Genomic DNA, 20,173 nt, shown 5'->3' with positions numbered 1-20,173 from the left:
CGCGGCAGTGCGGATCCCACCATCATTCAGCTGTCGTTGCCGTCTTCGGCCGTGTACACAATGCGAAACTGAATTCAGCCACTGCCCGCTATGCTGGTCGCCATGACCCGACGATCTTCGACCGCCCTGTCCCTGCTCCCGCTGGCCACCACGCTGCTGATCGGCTGCGCGAGTGCCCAGTCCCTCGATGCCCAGAACGCCCAGCTGAAGGCCGCCATCGCCGCCGCCGAACGTGGCCAGTTCGATCCCGGCCAGGCCGCCGCGCTCAGCCGCCATCCCGCGTATGGCTGGCTGGAGTTCGCCAACCTGCGGCGCAACATCGACACCGTCGATACGGCGCAGGCACAGGCCTTCCTCAAGCGCTATCAGGGCCAGGCCGTGGCCAACAGCTTCCGCAGCGCCTGGCTGCCCTCTGTCGCGCGCCGCCAGGACTGGCCGACGCTGCTGGCCAACTGGGCTCCCACCGACAACCTCGGCCTGCGCTGTGCGCAGCTGACAGCGCGCCAGGCCACCGGCAAGCTGGACCCGCAGTGGATCGGTGAAGCCCAGGATCTGTGGCGCAAGAACGGCAAGTCGTTGCCCGATGCCTGCGACGCCGTGTTCGCCGTGCTGCAGGCGCAGGGTGGCATGAGCGATGCGCTGCGCTGGGAACGCATCGATGCCGCTGCCGATGCACAGCAGCCGGCGGTGATGCGTTCGGCCGCGCGCGGCCTGCCGGCCAGTGATCTGGCCTTGGCCAACACCTACGCGGCCTTCGTCGACAAGCCCAATGCCAGCGCCCTGAACTGGCCGCGCAACGAGCGCAGCCGGCGCATCGCCACCGACGGCCTGGCCAAGCTGGCCAAGGCCGACCCGGATGCTACCGAACAGCAGCTGCCGCAGTACGCGCAGGCGCTGGGCCTGAGCGCCGAACAGCAGGGCCAGGTGCGTTACCAGATCGCCCTGTGGACGGTGGCGTCGTACCTGCCCGACTCGGCTCGCCGTTTGAATGCCGTGCCCGATGCGGCCTATGACGAGCGCCTGCACGAATGGCGCGCGCGCGAAGCGATGTCGCGCGGCGATTGGCCGGCGACGCTGGCGGCGATCCGCAAGATGGGCCCGACCCAGCGCAACGATTCGCGCTGGCGCTATTTCGAAGGCCGCATGCTGGAAAAGACCGGCCAGGCACAGCAGGCGCAGCCGCTGTTCCGCGAAGCCGCGCGCGCACCGACCTTCCATGGCTTCCTCGCTGCGGACAAGCTGCAGCAGCCCTACACGCTGTGCCCGTGGAAGCCCAACGACAGCGCGCAGGCGCAGGCTGCGGTGGCCCGCGATCCGGCCATCCAGCGGGCGATGGCGCTTTACCAGATCGACCGCGCCGGCTGGGCGGTGGCCGAATGGAACAATGCGCTGTCGCGCTTCGATGACACCCAGCGTCGCCTCGCCGTGCGCGTGGCGCAGGACAACGGTTGGTTCGACCGCGCGGTGTTCGCGCTCGGCAAGCAGCCGCAGGAGCAACGCCTGTACGACCTGCGCTTCCCGCTGCACCACGACGCCACGATCCGCCGTGAATCAGCACGCAATGCCATCGACCCGGCCTGGGTGGCCGCCGAGATCCGCGCCGAAAGCACTTTCACCCCGCGCGCGCGTTCGCCTGCCAATGCGATGGGCCTGATGCAGGTACTGCCGGCGACCGGCGCCGGCGTGGCCAGGTCCATCGGCCTGACCGGCTACGGCGGCGCTGACAGCCTGTACGACCCGGACACCAACATCGCCATCGGCACCGCGTACCTGCGGCAGTTGATGAACAAGTACGACGGCCTGCCCTACGTGACCATCGCCGCCTACAACGCGGGCCCGACGCCGACCGCACGCTGGCAGACCCAGCGCCCGGGCTTCGATCCGGACCTGTGGATCGAGACCATCAGCTACAAGGAAACGCGCGAGTATGTCGCCCGCGTGCTGGCCTTCAGCGTGATCTACGACTGGCGACTCAATGGCGACGCATTGCCGCTGAGCGACCGCCTGATGGGCCGCCTGGTGGACAAGCGCAAGGCCTTCACCTGCGCCGCCAACGCCGACCAGGGCGGCGATTGATCACGTGGTATCGGTAGCGCCGGGCCATGCCCGGCGAACGCCATGTGTTCCGCCGGGCACGCCCGGCGCTACCGTGCCATCATCCCCCCATGAAGATCTATCTTGTCGGCGGCGCCGTGCGCGACCGCCTGTTGCAGCGCCCTGCCGGCGACCGTGACTGGGTCGTCGTCGGCGCCACGCCCGCGCAGATGGAAGCGCAGGGCTACACCGCCGTGGGCCGTGATTTTCCCGTCTTCCTGCACCCGAAGACCGGCGAGGAATACGCGCTGGCCCGCACCGAACGCAAATCCGGCCGTGGCTACCGCGGCTTCGTGGTCGATGCCGATCCGGCGGTGACGCTGGAAGAAGACCTGCAGCGCCGCGACTTCACCATCAATGCCATCGCCTGCGATGAAGACAGCGGCACGCTGGTCGATCCCTATGGCGGTGCGCGCGACCTCGAGCAGCGCGTGCTGCGCCATGTCGGTCCCGCATTCGTTGAAGACCCGCTACGCGTGCTGCGTGCGGCGCGCTTCATGGCCCGCTTCGCCTCGCTCGGTTTCACCGTCGCGCCGGAAACCATGGCGCTGATGCGCGAGGTGGCCGCCAGTGGCGAGCTCGACGCGCTGGTACCGGAACGTGTGTGGCAGGAACTGCGCAAGGCATTGGTGTGCGAGCGCCCATCGGCGTTCCTGCGCACCCTGCACGACGCGCACGCGCTTGGCCCGATACTGCCAGAACTGGAAGCGCTGTACGGCGTACCGCAGCGCGCGGAATTCCATCCGGAAGTCGACACCGGCATCCACCAGGAAATGGTCAGCGACATGGCGGCAAAGCTGGCGCCCGGTGATGACCTGGTCGGCTTCGCCGCACTGACCCACGACCTCGGCAAGGGCCTGACCCCGGCCGAGGAATGGCCGCGCCACATCATGCACGAGCAGCGCGGCATCAAACCGCTGAAAGCACTGTGCGCGCGCCTGAAGATTCCGACCGAGCACCAGCAGTTGGCCGAGGCCGTCTGCCGCGAGCATCTGAACGTGCATCGCATCGACGAACTGCGCGATGCCACCGTGCTGGAACTGCTGGGCCGCTGCGATGCGTTGCGCCGGCCGGAGCGGGTGGCACGCATCGCGCTGTGCTGCGAGGCCGACAAGCGCGGCCGGCTCGGTTTCGAGGACAGCGACTACCCGCAGGGCGAAACACTCAAGCGCCTTCACCGGGCGGCGCTGTCAGTGCAGGCGCGTGACCTGGACACCACACACCTCAAAGGCCCGGCCATTGGTGAGGCGCTGGCCAAGGCGCGTGTACGGGCGATCGCCGCCGCCCGCTGATGCTTATCCGGCACTTTTACCGGTAGTGCCGGCCGCTGGCAGGCAACCACAGCGCTATCAGTGCGCCTTCCCGCGGGTGATCGCCGCCGCGCGTTGCTTCAGCTGCTCCACCGCATCGGGGATCATCTCCATGCCCACGTCCAGGCCGGGGTTCAGCACCAGGCCGACGCCCTCACCGATGCCCGACAGCAGTGCATGCACCGCGATGGGCATGGCGTGGGCAAACTGCGGCAGCTGCTCGTGCCAGATCTCCGCGCGCTCGGGCGCGGTGAACACCGCAAACATCGGCTCGCCGCTTTCGCTGGTCAGCACCAGCGGCGAAATGCTCTCGTCCCAAGCGCCGTCTTCACCGATGGCCTTGTCCAGCAGCACGAACACCGGCGCGGTCAGCAGGCCGTCAAGGAACTGCGAGGCCGTGAGGGTTCCATCCTGGGCCTGCAACAGGCGCACTTCCAGGTCGTTGGCGGGTTCGAACGGCGTTTCGTGGTCCATGGTCGGTTCCGGTACGTGGTTGCTGGCTGCAACTTTAGCAGGCCCGGCATCCGGCTACGTACACCTCGTTCCGCAGCGGAATCGACCTCAGCGGCCGATCAGGCTTTCCGCCGGAATGCCCAGGTTGCGGTGCAGATTGCGGATCATCTCCAGGGTCCAATCCGCGCTTGCGATTCAATACCTCATATACGCGGTTGAGCTGACCAATCGAGGGCACCAGATCCTTGACGGTCAGACCGCCCTGCTCCATGCGGAAGCGGATCGCTTCAATCGGGTCCGGCAGCTCGATCGGATAGTGCTTCGCTTCGTAGGCCTCCACCAAGGTGGCGAGAATCTCGAAACGATCTCCCTCTTCGCTATCCAGCGCAGGTTCGTTCTCGAAATAGGCCTCCAGCTCGCGCAACGCGTTCTGGTAGTCGACTTCTGTGCGAACAGGACGAATGTTCATGGAAACTCCGCAGTACAAGCGCCAACCAGATCATAAGCCGCACGCAGCACTTCAGTTATACGGTCAGCCCCCACCGTGTCCATGCCGCCACATCCACCCCGCCACCGCCAGCCCGGCCACCACCACCAGCATCACCGGCAGGCCGAAGCGGTGCCGGAACGGGATCGGCACCCCGCCGAGCTGCTGGTCCATGCTTTCGGTATCCAGCACCCAGCCGTGCTCGCAGCCGGTGCAGGCCAGCTCGTAGCGGCGCTGGTAGACGAAGCCGAACAGCAGGTCGATGCGCGCCATCCTGTAGCGCAGCTGCGGGGCGAATTCGGTTTCGGTCTGGCAGCGCAGGCAGTGGTGCGATTCGGTGGGGCCGACAATCAGCACCCGTTCGTGTTGGCCGATCAGCAGCAGGTTCAGCCCTCCTTGCAGGCGGGCTGGGCCAGCAGCCAGGCCTCGGCCGCCGCCACCGTGGCGGCATCGCCGACGGTGGCCTGGTCCGGCGCGATCTTCCGCCCGTCGCCATTTCCATTGCGATCGCGCATGACGCTGGTGGTCAGCACCAACGCGCTGCCGTCCACCAGCCGGCGCACCACGTTGGCCGTCGATACACCCGCCGTGGGCTGTCCGAAACTGCGGGTCTGCGCCCGGCCTCGGAACGCCAGTACGGTCGCTTCGCCGGAACTGGCGGTGCGCGGGCCGGTCAACACCGCCACCGGCGCGCCAACCTGGCGGGGCAGATAGCCGGGCTGGCCGAAATCCAGGCGCGTCGCCTCGCCCATGCGCACGCCACTGGCAGTGGTCTGCCAGCGTACCGGACCGTCGGCGGTCTCGAATGAGCCCACGTCCTCGATACCCATCGCCGAAGTGCGCAGCAGCGGCGCAACGCCCAGCAGCATCGGCCACATGTTGCCGCCGGTGTTGTCGCGCAGGTCGACGATCCAGCCACAGCGAGGCGTGCTGTCCTTTTCACGGATGGCGTTCTGCCAACGCACCGCACGCTGGATGTTCTGTTGCTGCAGCTGCTGCGGCGGCGCACCGGGGTCTGCCGCATAGCCCTCGATCAGCACCTGGCCGATACGCGGGTCACGTGCGCGAGTGGCGTCGCTTTCGCTGCGGGCAGCAGCGGTGGCGTTTTCGCGGGCGAAACGCTCCACGCGTTGCTGCTGTCGTTGCGGGGTCATCCAGCTGCCGTGACCGCCTGAACTGCGACCGATGGCCTCGGCCAGGACGGTCCGGACCTTGGCCGGATCGCCCTGCGCATCCTTCAGGCGCGTGCGCGTGGCAGGCCAATCGACCCTGCCTCGGTACAGCGCCTCGCGTTCAAGCATGTCCAGCAGCTGTGCCTGTGCGGCGGGTGATGGAATCTCGATGGCGTCAGCCGCAGTGGCGGCGGTCGTTGCCAGCAGCGCGGCGATGAGGAGGGCACGTCCCGGCAATCCTTTGCTGTTCCGCATCGACATCTCCCTGTCGTTGAATGAAGGCGAAGCATAACGCCTTGGCCGCCGCGCGGCGTGTCGCATCAGGCACGTCAGGATCGGACTGCGATTTACAACTTTGCCCATGTCGGCACGCTGGCAAACGCGCGAAGGTCGCTGTGCCGGCGCCACCTGCGCCGGCCGGGATTGGCGTCCTGAATCAATGAGCAAAGATGACCGATTGCCTCGATGCAGGCACTCGCGACAATGCACCACCTGCCGGTCCATGGCGGGCGGTGCGTGGGGACCCTTGGGTCCGTCGGCTTCTTCTTTGCTCTTGACCGGCACGCCAACCCGCACCGCCCGCCACCTTGCATTCCGCAGGTGGCCCAGCCCTGTGAGGTTGTTGCCATGACCACGCTCCACCCCACCTATCCGCGCCTGCACACATTGCTGGGCGATGCCCTGCCCGACCTGCAGCTGCCCAACGCCACCGCCGAGGCGCTGGAAGACGCGCTGGCCGAAGCCGATGAAGCTGCTCCCACGCCCGCCTTCTTCAAGCGGCTGCGCGACGTCACGCGCTGCCACGCCGCTGACGGCGAGCCGTGGACGGAACTGCGCATCACGCCGGCACGGGCGCGCGATCTGGCCTGCACCACGCGCTGCCTGCTGGCGTTGTCGGCGCTGGGGGGTGTGCTGCTGGCGACGCAGGCAGCGCGTGAACTGGACGACGCGGAAGCGCAGTGCCCGCCGCTGACGGAGGAAGGGCTGTTGCACGCGGTGCAGCTGCTGGCCGATCACGCGGGCGCGTTGCTGGGGCGTACGCCGTTGTAATACAGCGGCGTTGGGATTGCTTGATTGGTAGCCAGGGCGTGTCGACCGAGGTCGACACCTACCAGAGCAGGTCATGGCGCTGGAGGGATTCGTGCCGACCCAGGTCGGCACCCAACAGAGCGGGTCATGCCGCTGGAGGGATTCGTGTCGACCGAGGTCGACACCTACCAGAGCGGATCATGGCGCCGGGGGGATTCGTGCCGACCTGGGTCGGCACCCACCAGAGCGGGTCATGGCGTCGGTTGGATTCGTGTCGACCAAGGTCGACACCCACCCAAGCGGAGGTCGTCACCAGTCCGCGCGCAGGCCGATGTTGCCTTCGATGATGCGGCGCTTGCCGTTGTCGCTGCCACCAACCTCGCGGGTGTAGTCGGCCACGGCATACGCGCTGATCGTGCGGTTGAAGCGCCCGACCACGCCGACACCGGCCTCCACAGCACGCGAGCGCTGCGAATTGATGATCGCGTCGCTGTCGAACAGGATGCGGTCCTCGCCCGAACGGCCATGCCAGTAGTTCAACTTGAAGTACGGCTGCCAGCCGTTGTCGGCCAACTGGTAATCGCCCGCCAGGCGCAGGCCGACGCGGCCGGTCCAGGCGTTGTCGTTGTCGAAGGAAACGGTGGACACCAGATCACGCTGGTCATCCAGTGAACTGCGCTGCCAGATGACCTGCAGCTGCGGTTCCAGCCACCACGATGACTGCCCGAACTGCAGCAGTGGCTTGCCCGCTTCCAGCGACAGCGTGGTGCCGTCGCCCTTGAGGTCGATGCCCAGCCCGCGCGAGGAGCGCGTGCGGCCGTCGTAGCGGCTCTGCATCGCCACCGCGTCGATGTAGCCGCCGCTGCTGTCGGTCAACGTCCAGTACAGGCCCACGTGCTTGTCGTCCAACCGGCTCTGGCCGACCAACACGTTGTCCCAGCCCACGGCCAGGCCGGTGATCCTGCCATCGGCGCGGGTGCGGCCGACGAACACGCCGATCTGGTTGCGGTGGCTGTCACCGCTGGCAGCCCACACATCCAGGCCTGCCTGCACACCCATCACGTCACCATCGAAGCCGGGCCGTGCATCGCCTTTCCAGTGGATCTCGCTGCTCTGCCCGACCAGCCGTCCCCATGCCGTGCGGAAGGCGCCCTGGTTGTACAGCAGGCGCTGTTCGCCCTGGCGCTCATGGAAGGTCCCCAGGCTGGCCAGCGAGGTCTCGCGCAGCAGCGGTGGCACCACGGCGTAGGCCGCGGTCTCCAGGCGGTACAGCGGCACCAGGCCGTTCTCGTTCGGCGCGGCGGGCCTTGCCCCCGCACTGGGCGGCGGCGAACCGGTACCGGGCAGGCTGCCACCGGCCACCGGCACGTCCGGTACGGGTGGATCACTGGGCGGCGCTACGGGCGCAGGTTCCGGCGGCGGTGGCGGCGGTGCCGTCTCGCCTGCGGTCAGGTCCGGATCGATGGCACCCTCTGGCGGCGGTGGGGGTGCCGGGGGAATCGGCGGCGGTGGCGCCACCGGTGGCGTCGGCGGTGGCGGCGGCAGTACTTCGCCGCCGCCGTTCGGCGCGGGCGTCGGCCCGGCCGCCAATGTCGAACGCAGGTACCAGTTCTCGCCGGTGCCGGCGCTGACGCCACCCTTGAACAGGAAATACTCGTAGGCACCGGCCGAGACCGGTGCGAACAACGAGAACGCGCCTGGCGCGGTGGTTGCGCCGTTCAGCGCCTGCACCACCAGGATACCGTCGACCAGCGTGGCCGCTCCTCCGCCACCGGTGTTGATGATGCCCAGGCCGGTGCTGCCGGTGGCGCTGCCGCCATCAAAGACCAGGCGGTCGCTGGCTGAGTCGTCTGCACCCAGCACGGTCTGCAGGTACACGCCACCGCCGTCGCCGCGGTAGTTGCCACGGATGGTGAAGGCATCGCCGGCGCCGCTGTTGTTGGTCAGATCAATGCGTCCGGCGTTGACCATGTTCACCAGCGCAGCTGCCGCGAACGGACGGATCGCATGGTTGCCGCCACCGCCGAACAGCGTGCTGGTCTCGTCCACGTTCAAGCTGCCGGTGCCGGTGGCACTGTCGCCCAGCACCAGGTCGCCATCGAAGGTGAGCTCGGTGCTGCTGGCCAGGCTGATCGCTTCCCAGTTCTGGAAGCGTCCGACGCCAGCGGTCTTGACGTTGTTGAAGCTGAGGCGATCGCTGCCGGTGCCACCATCGAACAGCGGTACAGCGCCCAGGTTGGCCTGGTTGAGATTGCCCAGGGTCGCGACGTCATCGTCGGGGCCCATGTCGATGGCGCCGTAGACAATGCCGCCGCCATTCCAGTTGAAGGTGTCGTTGCCGGTGCTCAGCAGCACCTGGCCACGCACCGTGCCACCGGTGATGGTGACGCTGTCGGCGCCGCCACTGACGCTGATGTTGCCGCCGATGTAGGCGTCGTTGGAGATGATGATGGTGTCGGTGTCGAAGCCGGTGACCACGTTGCCGTCGACGGTGCCGCCGGACATGTCCCACAGGTTCTTGTCCAGTTTCATGTTGACGCGGCCGATGCGGCCGCCGGTCATCCACGCCTGGTCGCCATCTTCGAACGCGCCGACGATGCGGCCACCGCTCATGCGGAAGGTGTCGATGTTGTCGCCCTGCTGCAGGGCGCCGATGGTGCCGCCGGTCATGACGAAATCATCGCGGCCACTGCCCTGCGTCACCAGCCCGGTGATGGTGCCGGCGTTGACGGTCAGCTGGTCATCGCCATTGCCCTGGTCGAGGCTGTCGATGGTGCCGCCGCTGAGCAGCAGCACGTCGTTGCCATCGCCCTGCTGCACGCCGCCGCTGATGCTGCCGGCCAGCATCTGCAGACGATCGTTGCCGGCACCGAACTGCACGCCGCTGCTGCCACTGATGGTGCCGCGGTTGACCAGTTCGCTGTCGCCGGCACCGCTGAACTGCAGTGCGATACCGCTGCCGGAACTGATGCTGCCGGTGTTGTCGACGCGGCTACCGCCGCCAAGCTGTACCGCGGTACCGCTCGCCGAGCTGATGGCACCGAGATTGGTGAGCACGTGCCCGCCAGCGCCGAGCAGGGAGACGGCGCTGCCCGCGCCGGCCTGCTGCAGCTGCGCGCCATTGCCAACATTCACGGTGATGCCCGTCGCGCCACTGGCGCTGATGGCTGCTGTCTCGGGATTGGGGGCGGTGCTGCTGCAGGTGACGGTCTGCCCGGCCACGGGAGCCGTTGCATCGCACCCTGCCCAGGCGGCAGGGGCGGACAGGGCGAGCAGCGAGGGCATCGCCAGGATCTGCAGCAGGGAAACGGTCAAGCGGTGCTGGCGGAACCCGCGCGGGACGACATGGGACATACAGCACTCCTGGGTCGGGGGATCAGGAACTGCGGATGCTCTGTACGACACTGCTGATGCAGTCTGCCCTGCCATGAATGGTTTCGATAGGTGAACTTATCGGCAGTCGGTCACGCTTTCGTTGTGAAACCGGGAAGCAGTCACGCAGCCCGCATGTCGATGAACCGATTCATTTCCCATCGCCCGGATGGAACATCCACGCATGGCGTGGATCTACAGCAGACATGCCACGTGTGGATGGGCCATGGATCCGCGCCACGCGTGGATGAACCGTGGCGCCACACCACACACGGATGGGCCATGCCCAGTAGATCCACGCCATGCGTGGATGGGCCGTTTTCCACGATCTTCGTCCGCGCTCAGATCTTCAGATAAATGCGACGTCGGTCCAACCACCACGCCACGCCCCACCACAGCGCGACGAACGCCAGCGCCTGCAGCATCGAGGCCAGCTCCAGCGCCTGTGGCATTGCTGCGGCCAACTGTTGCCAGACCCAACTCCAGGCGCCGGTGGCCAACAGGATCACCGACATCACCGAGGCACCCAGATAGGCGGTGATGGCATTGACGCCGAAGCGCCGGCCCAGTGCCGGCCATCCCTTGCGGTCGATCAGCAGGTGGCCCAGCCACAATGCCAGCGCGGCCAGGCCACCGGTCCACAGCACGTAGCTGGGCGTCCACAGCTGCTTGTTGAGCGGCAGTACGGTTGCCAGCAGCAGGCCAAGCACGGCGGTGACCGCACCCAGCGCGGCCAATGCACCGGCGCGGCCACTGCGCAGCAGGCCACCTGCCAGCAGGCCCAGCACGGTGCTGGCCAATGCGCCCAGACTGCTCAGCAATCCTTCCGGGTCATGGCCCAGACCGGTATCGGCCTGCCATTGGTAGATCCATGGCGCGAACAAGGTGGTATCCAGGCGACTGGCCGGGTTGGTCCACGGCGCCAGGTCACCCACGCCCAGCAGCAGCGCGGCGTAACCCACCAGCAGCGCCACCAGCGCGGCCGCCTGCACGCGCGGGCGCGCATACACCGCCAGCACGCCCACCACGGCCGCGCACAGCGCAATGCGCTGCAGCACGCCCCAGATGCGGAAATGGTGCGTGTGCAATGCCCACCACACCAGCAGGTGCAGCAGCACACCGGCAACGGCGATGCGCAGCGCGCGTTCCAGCACGCCACGTGCAAGCGCAGGCCGTGCGGCCGCATCCAGCGCGCGCGGTGCCACGCTGAAGGCCATCGACACGCCAACAAGGAACAGGAAGAACGGGAACACCAGATCGGTCGGCGTACAGCCGTGCCAGTCGGAATGGCGCAGCGGTGCGAACACCGCGCTCCAGTCGCCTGGGTTGTTGACCAGCAGCATCGCCGCCACGGTCATGCCGCGCAGGGCGTCGATCGAGCCCAACCGGCGTGGCGGCGCGCTGCTCATCGTCAGGCCGCCTCGTACTGGCCGGCGATCCACGTACCACGCACCTGCAGCGCGTCGTCCAGCAGCACCAGGTCGGCCTGGTAGCCCTCGGCGATGTAGCCCAGGCGATCATCGACGTTGAGGAACTGCGCCGGATAGGTCGATGCCATGCGCGCGGCTTCGGCCAGCGGCTGGCGCAGCAACTGCACGGTGTTGCGCACGGCAGTGGCCATGTCCAGCGCCGAACCGGCCAGCGAGCCGGCCGCGTTGCGCACCACGCCGTCGATGGCAGTAATGGTTTCGCCATACAGCACGTAGCTCGGATCGTCGGCACCGACCGGCGGCATCGCATCGGTCACCAGCAGCAGGCGGCCACGCGGCTTGGCCGCCAGCGCCACCCGCAGGCTGGCCGGATGCACGTGCACGCCATCGACGATGATGCCGATCCAGCTGTCGCGATCTTCCAGTGCCGCGCCGACTGCGCCGGGTTCGCGGCCCTGCAGCGGTGACATCGCGTTGTACAGATGGGTGAAGCCACGCACGCCGGCATCGAGGCCGGCACGGATCTCTTCATAGGTGCCGGCTGTGTGGCCAGCGGCGACGATCACACCGCGCTCGACCAGCGCACGGATGGTCTCCAGCGGCACGCGCTCGGGCGCCAGGGTCAGCAGGGTCACGCCGTTGTCCAGCGACGACGCCAGTTCGATTTCCTGCTCGTCCGGCACGCGGAACTTGCTGGCATCGTGCGTGCCCTTGCGCGCCGGTGCGATGTAAGGGCCTTCCAGGTGGATGCCGATCACGCCGGGCACGCCCTGTGCGATCGCCTGGCGCATCGCGCCGATCGCCTCGCGCATCACGACCACGTCGTCACTGATCAGGGTCGGCAGCATTGCCGTGGTGCCGAAGCGGCGATGCGCACGGGCAATCGTACGCAGCGACTCGACGTCGGGCGTGTTGTTGAACAGCGCGCCGCCACCGCCATTGACCTGTACATCGATGAAGCCGGGCAGCAGCCAGCCACCGCCCAGATCCACCTGCTCGTCGGCCGTACCCAGCTGTGGCGCCGCGTCGGGCAGCAGCGCGCTGATGTGGCCGTCTTCGATCACCACCGCAAGATCATCGCGGAACTCATCGCCGGCAAGAATGCGGGCATTGCGCAGGACGGTTGCCATCACACCGTCTCCGTCACCTTGTTCAGATGCGGCGGCAGATCCGGGTTGAAGCCGCGGCGCAGCGCCAGTGCATTGATCGCGCGATAGAAGCTCTGCACCGTCAGCAGCGGCGCGCACAGCGGATGCGGCGCGGCAGCGACCGGCAGGTTGCCGCCGGCACCGGCCAGCCACACCTTGGCGCCACGTGCGGTGAACTCTTCAGCCACGGCACGGGTACCGGCGCCGGTCTCATCGGGCTGTGCAAAGGCCAGCACCGGGAAGCCGCGATCGACCAGCGCCATCGGACCATGCTTGACCTCGGCCGAGCTGTAGGCCTCGGCATGCAGGCTGCAGGTTTCCTTGAACTTCAGCGCCGCTTCCTGCGCCGCGCCCAGGCCGAGGCCACGGCCGAGCACGAACAGGTTGTTGGCCTCCACCAGGCCATCGGTCACCGCGCTCCAGTCGCATTGCCAGGCCTCGCGCATGGCATCGGGCAGCAGGTCCAGAGCGTTGCGCAGCGCGCTGTCCTGCTTCCAGTACGCGGCCAGCTGCAGCAGCGCGGACAACGAAGCGAGGTAGCTCTTGGTCGCCGCCACGCTCTTCTCCACGCCGGCATGCAGCGGAATGACCGTGTCGGCCAGTTGTGCCAGCGGAGAATCCTCGACGTTGACCAGCGCCACCACGCGCGCGCCAGCGGCCTTGGCCGCTTCGGCATTGCGCAGCAGGTCCGGGCTCTTGCCGGACTGCGAGATGACAATGAACAACGCACCGCGCAGCTGCAGCGGTGCGGCGTAGACCGAACCCACCGATGGCGAGGCCGAGGCAACGACCAGGCCCAGCTGGGTTTCCAGCAGGTACTTGCCGTAGGTGGCGGCATGGTCGGAGCTGCCACGTGCGCAGGTCACCACGAACGGCGGCGGCGCAGCGCGCAGGCTGGCTGCCAGCGTCTCCATCACGGCGTGGTTGCGGGCGAACTGGCGGGCAACGACCTCGGCCGCTTCGGCGGCCTCGGCGAACATCAGGGTGGCGGTGGGATCGGACAGCGACATGGCAGGCTCAGGAAGGATCGGAAGGAAGGGGGCGCGCGGCGGCAGGACGCATCGGTGCGGTCGAGCCGCGCACCACCAGTTGCGGCACGAAGCCCTGGTTGTGCAGCGGCGCCGGCGCATCGTCGTAGGCATCGCTGCGCAGCTGTGCGATCAGCAGGCGCGCGGCATGGCGGGCGATGTCTTCGGTGGCCTGCTTGGCGGTGGTCAGCGGCGGCCACGACTGGCGCGAGAACGGACTGTCCTCGAAGCCGGCAATGGACAGGTCGTAGGGCACGTTCATGCCGGCCGACTTCGCTGCGGCCAGCACGCCGGCGGCGATTTCATCGTTGGAACCGAAGATGGCGGTGGGCGGTTCGCGCAGTGCCAGCAGGCGCCGCGCACCGCGGAAACCATCGTCGAAGGTGTAGTCGCCCTGCACCACCAAATGCTTGTCCACGGTCATGCCGTAGTCCTTCAGCGCGGCCTCGTAACCGGCGTAGCGTTCGCCCGAAGAACGGTGCGAGGTGCCACCCCAGAGGAAGCCGATGCGCTGGTGGCCCAGCTGGATCAGGTGCTCGGTGATTTCATAGGCGGCTTCGCGGTCGTCGACGAACACGCAGGCGCCATCGGCCGGATCTTCGGTAGCGGCGATGATCCGCACCAGCTTGATGCCGCGCGCGGTGAGCGCCTGGACCAGGTCGCGACGTTCGGACATCGGTGCGGTCAGCACCAGCCCGGCCAGGCGCGAGCGCTGCACCCAGTCGGCCAGTTCATCGGCCAGCAGCGGCGAACTGGAATCGCACGGATGGATCTGCAGGCCGAAGCCGGTTTCGCGGCAGGCCGCGAGCACACCGTTCTGCACGCCGATGATGTGGTACGGGTTGGGGTTGTCGTACACCAGCCCGATCACGAAGGTGGTGCCGCTGCGCAGGTTGCGCGCCGACGGATCGGGTTCGTAGTCGAGCTCGGCAATGGCACGCAGCACCCGTGCACGAGTGGCCTGCATCACCGAGGGCTCGTTGTTGATCACCCGCGACACCGTCTTCAGCGAGACCTTGGCCTTTTCGGCAACGTCCTTGATGGTCGCTCTGCGCATCGGCTTTTCCTGGGGTTGGCTGCCGTCCATCATCGCCGATCAGACCTTGTCCTGCGGCAGGCCGACGCGATGGCCGACCACCGAGTAGAACAGGATGTACAGGTAGCAGGGCACCATCAGCAGCAGGAACACCAGCTGGAAGTCGATGTGCTGCTTGAGCACGGCAAACAGCTGCGGAATGATCGCACCGCCGGCGATGCCCATGACCAGCAGCGCCGAACCGGTTTCGGTGAAGCGGCCCAGGCCACGGATCGCCAGCGGGAAGATCGCCGGCCACATCATCGCGTTGGCAAAGCCCAGCAGTGCCACGAAGGCGACCGACACATAGCCGTGGGTGAAGAAAGCGCCCAGGCAGAACAGCACGCCCAGTACCGCCGAGACGGTCAGGTAGCGCGACTGCGAGACCACTCGCGGGATCAACACCAGGCCGACCACGTAGCCGATGAGCATCGCAAACAGGGTGAACGCGGTGAACATCTTGGTCTGGTCCAGCGGCAGGTCGAAGCCATGACCGTAGGTACCGATGGCATCTCCGGCCATCACTTCCACGCCGACGTAGACGAACAGGCAGAGCACGCCCAGCCAAAGATGCGGGAACTGGAAGATGCTGCTGCGCTCGGCCTTGCCTGGCACGCCGGCCGGTGTGGCATTGGCCTCGGAGGCCTTGATTTCGGGCAGCGGCGAGAACAATACCGCCACCGCCAGCAGCACCAGCAAACCGGCCATGGCCAGATACGGCGCGTGGATCTTGGCCGCGAACTGGTTGAGCAGCGTGGCCTTGGTGGCCGCATCGGCGGCCTGCACCTGGGCGTCGAGATCACCGATGCCATGCAGCACCAGGGTGCCGATCAATATCGGCGCAAGGATGCCAGCGATCTTGTTGCAGATGCCCATCATCGCGATGCGCCGTGCGGCGGTTTCGATCGGGCCGAGGATGGAGATGTACGGGTTGATCGCGGTCTGCAGCAGCGCAAGGCCGCTACCGATCACGAACAGGCCGCCCAGTGCACCGGGATACCAGCGCTGGGTGGCGAATTCACCGAACAGCGCCGCACCACCGGCCATCACCAGCAGGCTCAGGCTCAGGCCTTTTTTCATGCCGGTGCGGCGCAGGATCCACGACGCCGGCAGGGCCAGGAAGAAGTAGGACAGGTAGAACACCATCAGCACCAGGAAGGCGCCGACCTCGCTCAGCTCGAAGGCGAGTTTGACGAAGGTGATCAACGGGCCGTTGAGCCAGGTGAAGAAGCCGATCAGGAAGAACAGCACGCCGACGATGGCGATGGACGAGGCCACGTTCGGGCGTGCGCTTGCAGCGGGGACGGCTGACATCAGGAAGGCTCCTGCGGCGACGGCCGCAGAACACGGCGTCGGAGAGTGGCTGGGAACAACGTTGTCACATTCTTTCGATGGACAGCGACCGTTTGTCAACTTCCATGCGCGGGTCACCACACCCCATGTTGCACTGCGCAAGCGCGTTGCACGGCCATCCGCTGAATGCGCTTGGCCCTTGAAGCCCCTTGCTGCAACGGTTCCGCCCGGGATGCAGTACTCACGCCATGTAAACGTTTACGGCGATCTGCATTCGTTGCGGCGCAGCAACGAAAGTGTCACGAACTCGTTGACATCGTTGTCAACGCGGTTACAGACTCCGCCCAATCGCCGGCTCCATCGTTGCCCTTCCCGGGGCCGGCCCCACCTGCAGCAGGAGCCCGCGTGACCGCCAGCCATCCCGCCCCGGCCCATGTCCTGTCCCGCGTCGCGCCCTCGTTCCTGGCTGCCGACGTTGGCGGCACCCATGTGCGTGTCGCCCGGGTCCAGGCCAGCGGCGACGATGCCCATCCGGTGCAGGTGCTCGATTACCGCAAGTACCGCAACGCCGACCACGCCGGGCTCAGCGCGATCCTCGCCGACTTCCTGGCCGAAGGCCCGCGCCCGTCGCATTGCGTGGTCGCCACCGCCGGCTATGCCCGCGAAGACGGCACGGTGATCACCGCCAACGTGCCGTGGCCGTTGTCGGCGCGGCAGATCGAGGCCGACGTCGGCCTGCAGCGGGTGCACATCGTCAATGACTTCGAAGCGGTGGCCTACGCGGCCGCGCAGGTCGATGCCAGCGGCGTGCTGCACCTGTGCGGCCCGGAAACGGCGCCGCGCGGCCCGACCCTGGTGGTCGGCCCCGGCACGGGCCTGGGCGCAGCGCTGTGGATTCCCACCGCCAACGGCCCGGTGGTGCTGGCCACCGAGGCCGGGCAGCCGACCCTGGCCGCCAGCACCGAACTGGAAATGGCGATCGTCCGCCACATGCAGCGCGACCGCGCGCACGTGTCGATCGAACATGCGATTTCCGGCCCCGGCCTGATGAACCTGTACCGCGCGATCTGCGCGCTGCAGGGGCAGACACCGGCGCTGGCCAGCCCCGATGCGGTCACCGCTGCGGCGATGACCGGCACCGATCCGCTGGCGCGTCAGGCGCTGGATGTGTTCTGCGGCCTGCTCGGCAGCACCATCGGCGACATGGCCCTGTTCTATGGCGCCCACGGCGGGGTGTACCTAGCCGGCGGGATCCTGCCGCAGATCCGCGAGTACCTGCGTACCAGCACCTTCGTCGAACGCTACCTGCAGAAGGGGCCGATGGGCGAGGCGCTGGCACGCATCCCGGTGAAGGTGGTCGAGCACGGACAGCTGGGCGTGATCGGCGCTGCCAGCTGGTACCTGCTCCACGCCGACGCCTGAACCTGCAATCGGCTTCAACGCAATCGCAGCACGCAGTACGTGGCACGCCAATGCCGGGACATCGCCGCCGCCCCGCGCACGTCATCGCAACCGCAATCCCATATCGCCGCCGGCATCCAATCGAGTGATGAGGAGAGACATCATGAATACCCGCAAGACCTTGCTTTCGGCCGCCATCGTCAGCTGCATCGCCTTCAGTGCGCACGCGCAGCAGGCCGCCCCGACCGCCACCGATCTGGACACCGTCACCGTTACCGGTATCCGCGGTTCGATGGAGAAGTCGCTGGACACCAAGCGCGAAGCCAATGCGCGCGTGGAAGTGGTCACCGCCGAAGACGTGGGCAAGCTGCCGGCGCACAACGTCGCCGATACCCTGCAGCGCCTGCCGGGCGTCAACATCAGCTCGTCCAGCGCCGATGAGGGCGGCTTCGACGAAGCCGACCGTGTCAGCCTGCGCGGCACCAGCCCCAGCCTCACCCAGACCCTGATCAACGGCCACACCGTCGGTTCGGCCGACTGGTTCGTGCTCAGCCAGGGCAACAACGTCGGCCGCAGCGTCAGCTACTCGCTGCTGCCGTCGGAACTGGTCAGCTCGGTGGAAGTGAACAAGTCCTCGCAGGCCAAGCTGCAGGACGGTGGCACCACCGGTACCGTCAACATCATCACCCGCAAGCCGCTGGAGTTCTCCAAGCAGTTCACCGCTGAAGGCTCGATCGGCATGGTGCGTTCGGACCAGGCCAAGTCGAACGACCCGCAGTACTCGGCATTGTTCAACTACAAGAACGAAGAAAACACCTTCGGCGTGATGGTGCAGGGCTTCAGCCAGAAGCGCGAACTGCGCCGTGAAGCGCAGGAAATTCCGGGTGGCTTCTTCCAGATCGGTCCCAAGGATCCGGTGGCCCTGACCAATCCGGACCTGATCGGCGTCAACGTTCCCGGCCTGCTGGGTTCGACCCTGTTCGAACAGACCCGTGAGCGCAAGGGCGGCCTGGTCTCGCTGCAGTTCAAGCCGACCGACACCCTCACCCTGGGCCTGAATGGTTTCAGCTCCGAGCTGAAGGCGAACAACTACAACCGCAACTTCATGATGTTCGGCAACAGCTTCGCCAAGGTGCAGGCGCCGAATCCGGGCTATGTGGTCAAGGATGGCGTGCTGACCAACGCCACCTATGCAGGCGTGCCGGGCACCAACTACGCGGTGTACGACATGATCTACCGCGAGTCGAAGGCCAAGTCGAGCTACGTCACCTTCGATGCCGACTGGCAGATCAGCGACAGCCTGACCGCCAAGTTCCAGGCCGGCAGCACCAAGGGCACCGGTGAGACCCCGCGCCAGTACATCGCCGAGGTCACTCTGGCCGGCGGCGGTGGCGCCAGCTGGGCCACGCACGGCAGCGGCTCGCCGATCGACTGGAACGTCGGCGGCGACCTCTCGCCCAACGGCGTCACCAGCTTCGGCACCTGGGGCAACCAGCAGGTCACCGCCGAAGACAAGGAGAAGTGGGCCACGCTCGACTTCAACCAGTACTTCAACGACGGCGGCGTGCTGAGCTCGCTCGATTTCGGTGTGCGCTTTGCCGATCACAAGCGCGAAGCGCTGTCGCCGGAAGGCGCGACCCCGGGTGACATCTGGAGTGCACTGAAGAACGGCGCCACCTCCAACTACCCGAACGGTTTTGCCGGCGATATCGGCGGCACCTTCCCGCGCAACATCTGGTACTTCACCCCCGGTGCGCTGAAGGAGGCGGTGACCAACAACTCCACCTGGCTGGCGGGCAACGACGGTCCGACCGGTCGCCACAACTACGGTGCCGAGTGGCGGGTGAAGGAAAAGAACTTCGCCGGCTACGTGCAGGCCAATTTCCGCGGTGACTGGTGGAGCGGCAACCTGGGCCTGCGCTACGTCAACATCAAGCAGGACATCGATACCTACAACGCCGTCAGCAATGCTGCCGATGCGGATGTCAGCAGCCTGTTCGGCATGTGGGAACGCATGGCCTTCCAGAACAAGCGCAACCGCGTGCTGCCCAGCGCCAACATCAAGTTCGACCTGGACGACAACCTCGTGCTGCGCGTGGCCGCGTCGCAGACCCAGACCCTGCCGGACTACTCGGCACTGGGCGCGTCCTCGTACGGTTCCGACCTGAACCGGACCGGCGGCGGCGGCAACCCGAACCTCAAGCCGACCCTGTCCACCAACCTGGATGCCAACCTGGAGTGGTACTTCATGCCGCGCGGCCTGTTGTCGATCGGCGCCTACCACATGGACCTGAAGGACTACATCGCCTTCGACGTCGTCTCGCGCCAGCTGTACAGCGAACTGACCAACCAGCTTGAGACCTACCAGATCTCCACCCCGATCAATGCCGACGGCAAGGTCACCGGCGTGGAAGTGGCCTACGAGCAGCCGATCGGCGAATACTTCGGCGTCAACGCCAACTACACCTACGCCAACGGCACGACCGCGCACACCTGGTCCGATGGTTCGCACAACCTGCTGGGCACTTCGAAGAACACCTACAACGTGGGAGCGTACTTCGAGAACGAGCGCTTCGGTGCACGGGTCAGCTATACCCACCGTTCCTCGTTCCTGATCAGCCTGTCGGGCACCAACCCGTACTACCAGGATGACTTCGGCACGCTGTCGGCGTCGCTGAGCTTCAAGGCCACCGACTGGCTGAGCATCAGCCTGGATGGCCTGAACCTCAACAACCCGACCTACAAGTACTACCAGACCGCGGCCATTCCGACCTCGTTCTACAGCAACGGTCGCCAGTACTACCTGAACTTCCGCTTCAAGTACTGATCCAGCGGCAGCCTCATCGCCGAGTCGTGCACGCACGCCGGGCCTGGGTCATTC

General features: G+C 66.9%; 14 protein-coding genes and 1 pseudogene. 5 read left to right on the top strand and 10 right to left on the bottom strand.

Going from position 1 to position 20,173, the window contains the following annotated elements; translation table 11 throughout:
* The first annotated feature begins 90 nt into the window (after nucleotides 1-90).
* Both BW38_RS15485 and BW38_RS15490 read left to right on the top strand, forming a co-directional pair.
* Entirely contained in the window at nucleotides 91-2,076 is a 1,986-nt protein-coding gene (locus BW38_RS15485) for a transglycosylase SLT domain-containing protein (protein ID WP_032975397.1), read from the top strand.
* A gap of 89 nt (nucleotides 2,077-2,165) precedes the next feature.
* Nucleotides 2,166-3,386, top strand: coding sequence for a multifunctional CCA addition/repair protein (locus tag BW38_RS15490; RefSeq protein ID WP_032975395.1), 1,221 nt, complete (start codon nucleotides 2,166-2,168; stop codon nucleotides 3,384-3,386).
* A gap of 57 nt (nucleotides 3,387-3,443) precedes the next feature.
* On the opposite strand, the gene BW38_RS15495 is transcribed toward BW38_RS15490, so the two are convergent.
* The 4 genes and pseudogenes from BW38_RS15495 to BW38_RS15510 all read right to left on the bottom strand — a co-directional run bounded on the left by BW38_RS15495 (nucleotide 3,444) and on the right by BW38_RS15510 (nucleotide 5,771).
* Complete coding sequence (locus tag BW38_RS15495) at nucleotides 3,444-3,878, bottom strand: SseB family protein (RefSeq protein WP_032975394.1); 435 nt, start codon at nucleotides 3,876-3,878, stop codon at nucleotides 3,444-3,446.
* An 87-nt stretch (nucleotides 3,879-3,965) separates the two neighbouring features.
* Nucleotides 3,966-4,326 (bottom strand): annotated as a pseudogene (locus BW38_RS21095) (transcriptional regulator).
* A 63-nt stretch (nucleotides 4,327-4,389) separates the two neighbouring features.
* Entirely contained in the window at nucleotides 4,390-4,728 is a 339-nt protein-coding gene (locus BW38_RS15505) for a hypothetical protein (RefSeq protein ID WP_032975448.1), read from the bottom strand.
* A gap of 2 nt (nucleotides 4,729-4,730) precedes the next feature.
* Entirely contained in the window at nucleotides 4,731-5,771 is a 1,041-nt protein-coding gene (locus tag BW38_RS15510) for a S41 family peptidase (protein ID WP_032975447.1), read from the bottom strand.
* 372 nt (nucleotides 5,772-6,143) lie between these two features.
* Here BW38_RS15510 and BW38_RS15515 point away from each other — a divergent pair, with 372 nt between their 5' ends.
* Nucleotides 6,144-6,566 carry a hypothetical protein gene (locus BW38_RS15515; RefSeq protein ID WP_032975393.1) on the top strand — a complete coding sequence of 141 codons (423 nt, stop codon included), beginning with the start codon at nucleotides 6,144-6,146 and terminating at the stop codon, nucleotides 6,564-6,566.
* 288 nt (nucleotides 6,567-6,854) lie between these two features.
* On the opposite strand, the gene BW38_RS15520 is transcribed toward BW38_RS15515, so the two are convergent.
* The 6 genes from BW38_RS15520 to BW38_RS15545 all read right to left on the bottom strand — a co-directional run bounded on the left by BW38_RS15520 (nucleotide 6,855) and on the right by BW38_RS15545 (nucleotide 15,912).
* Complete coding sequence (locus tag BW38_RS15520; RefSeq protein WP_032975391.1) at nucleotides 6,855-9,899, bottom strand: autotransporter domain-containing protein; 3,045 nt, start codon at nucleotides 9,897-9,899, stop codon at nucleotides 6,855-6,857.
* Between the two features lie 359 nt (nucleotides 9,900-10,258).
* On the bottom strand, nucleotides 10,259-11,326 hold the full coding sequence (locus BW38_RS15525; protein WP_032975390.1) for a heparan-alpha-glucosaminide N-acetyltransferase domain-containing protein: 1,068 nt from the start codon (nucleotides 11,324-11,326) through the stop codon (nucleotides 10,259-10,261).
* Nucleotides 11,327-11,328: 2 nt separating this feature from the next.
* Nucleotides 11,329-12,477, bottom strand: coding sequence for an N-acetylglucosamine-6-phosphate deacetylase (gene nagA, locus BW38_RS15530; protein WP_032975389.1), 1,149 nt, complete (start codon nucleotides 12,475-12,477; stop codon nucleotides 11,329-11,331).
* The gene (locus BW38_RS15535) at nucleotides 12,477-13,505 is read right to left on the bottom strand and encodes an SIS domain-containing protein (protein WP_025878683.1); all 1,029 of its coding nucleotides are present in this window, start codon (nucleotides 13,503-13,505) and stop codon (nucleotides 12,477-12,479) included. Before BW38_RS15535 ends, nagA begins: the two co-directional genes overlap by 1 nt.
* Before the next feature lie 7 nt (nucleotides 13,506-13,512).
* On the bottom strand, nucleotides 13,513-14,580 hold the full coding sequence (locus BW38_RS15540) for a LacI family DNA-binding transcriptional regulator (RefSeq protein WP_025878684.1): 1,068 nt from the start codon (nucleotides 14,578-14,580) through the stop codon (nucleotides 13,513-13,515).
* 39 nt (nucleotides 14,581-14,619) lie between these two features.
* On the bottom strand, nucleotides 14,620-15,912 hold the full coding sequence (locus BW38_RS15545; RefSeq protein ID WP_025878685.1) for a sugar MFS transporter: 1,293 nt from the start codon (nucleotides 15,910-15,912) through the stop codon (nucleotides 14,620-14,622).
* Between the two features lie 384 nt (nucleotides 15,913-16,296).
* On the opposite strand from BW38_RS15545, the gene BW38_RS15550 reads away from it, so the two are divergent.
* Both BW38_RS15550 and BW38_RS15555 read left to right on the top strand, forming a co-directional pair.
* A complete protein-coding gene (locus BW38_RS15550) occupies nucleotides 16,297-17,313 on the top strand; it encodes a glucokinase family protein (protein ID WP_032975388.1) in 1,017 nt (338 codons plus the stop codon).
* 142 nt (nucleotides 17,314-17,455) lie between these two features.
* A complete protein-coding gene (locus BW38_RS15555) occupies nucleotides 17,456-20,119 on the top strand; it encodes a TonB-dependent receptor (RefSeq protein WP_032975386.1) in 2,664 nt (887 codons plus the stop codon).
* Nucleotides 20,120-20,173 lie beyond the last annotated feature (54 nt).

Origin of the sequence: Stenotrophomonas sp. RIT309 (assembly GCF_000632045.1) — a bacterium.
Lineage (GTDB): Bacteria > Pseudomonadota > Gammaproteobacteria > Xanthomonadales > Xanthomonadaceae > Stenotrophomonas > Stenotrophomonas indicatrix.
Note: the sequence above shows the minus strand (reverse complement) of the source record. Positions and strands in the feature narration are given on the sequence as shown.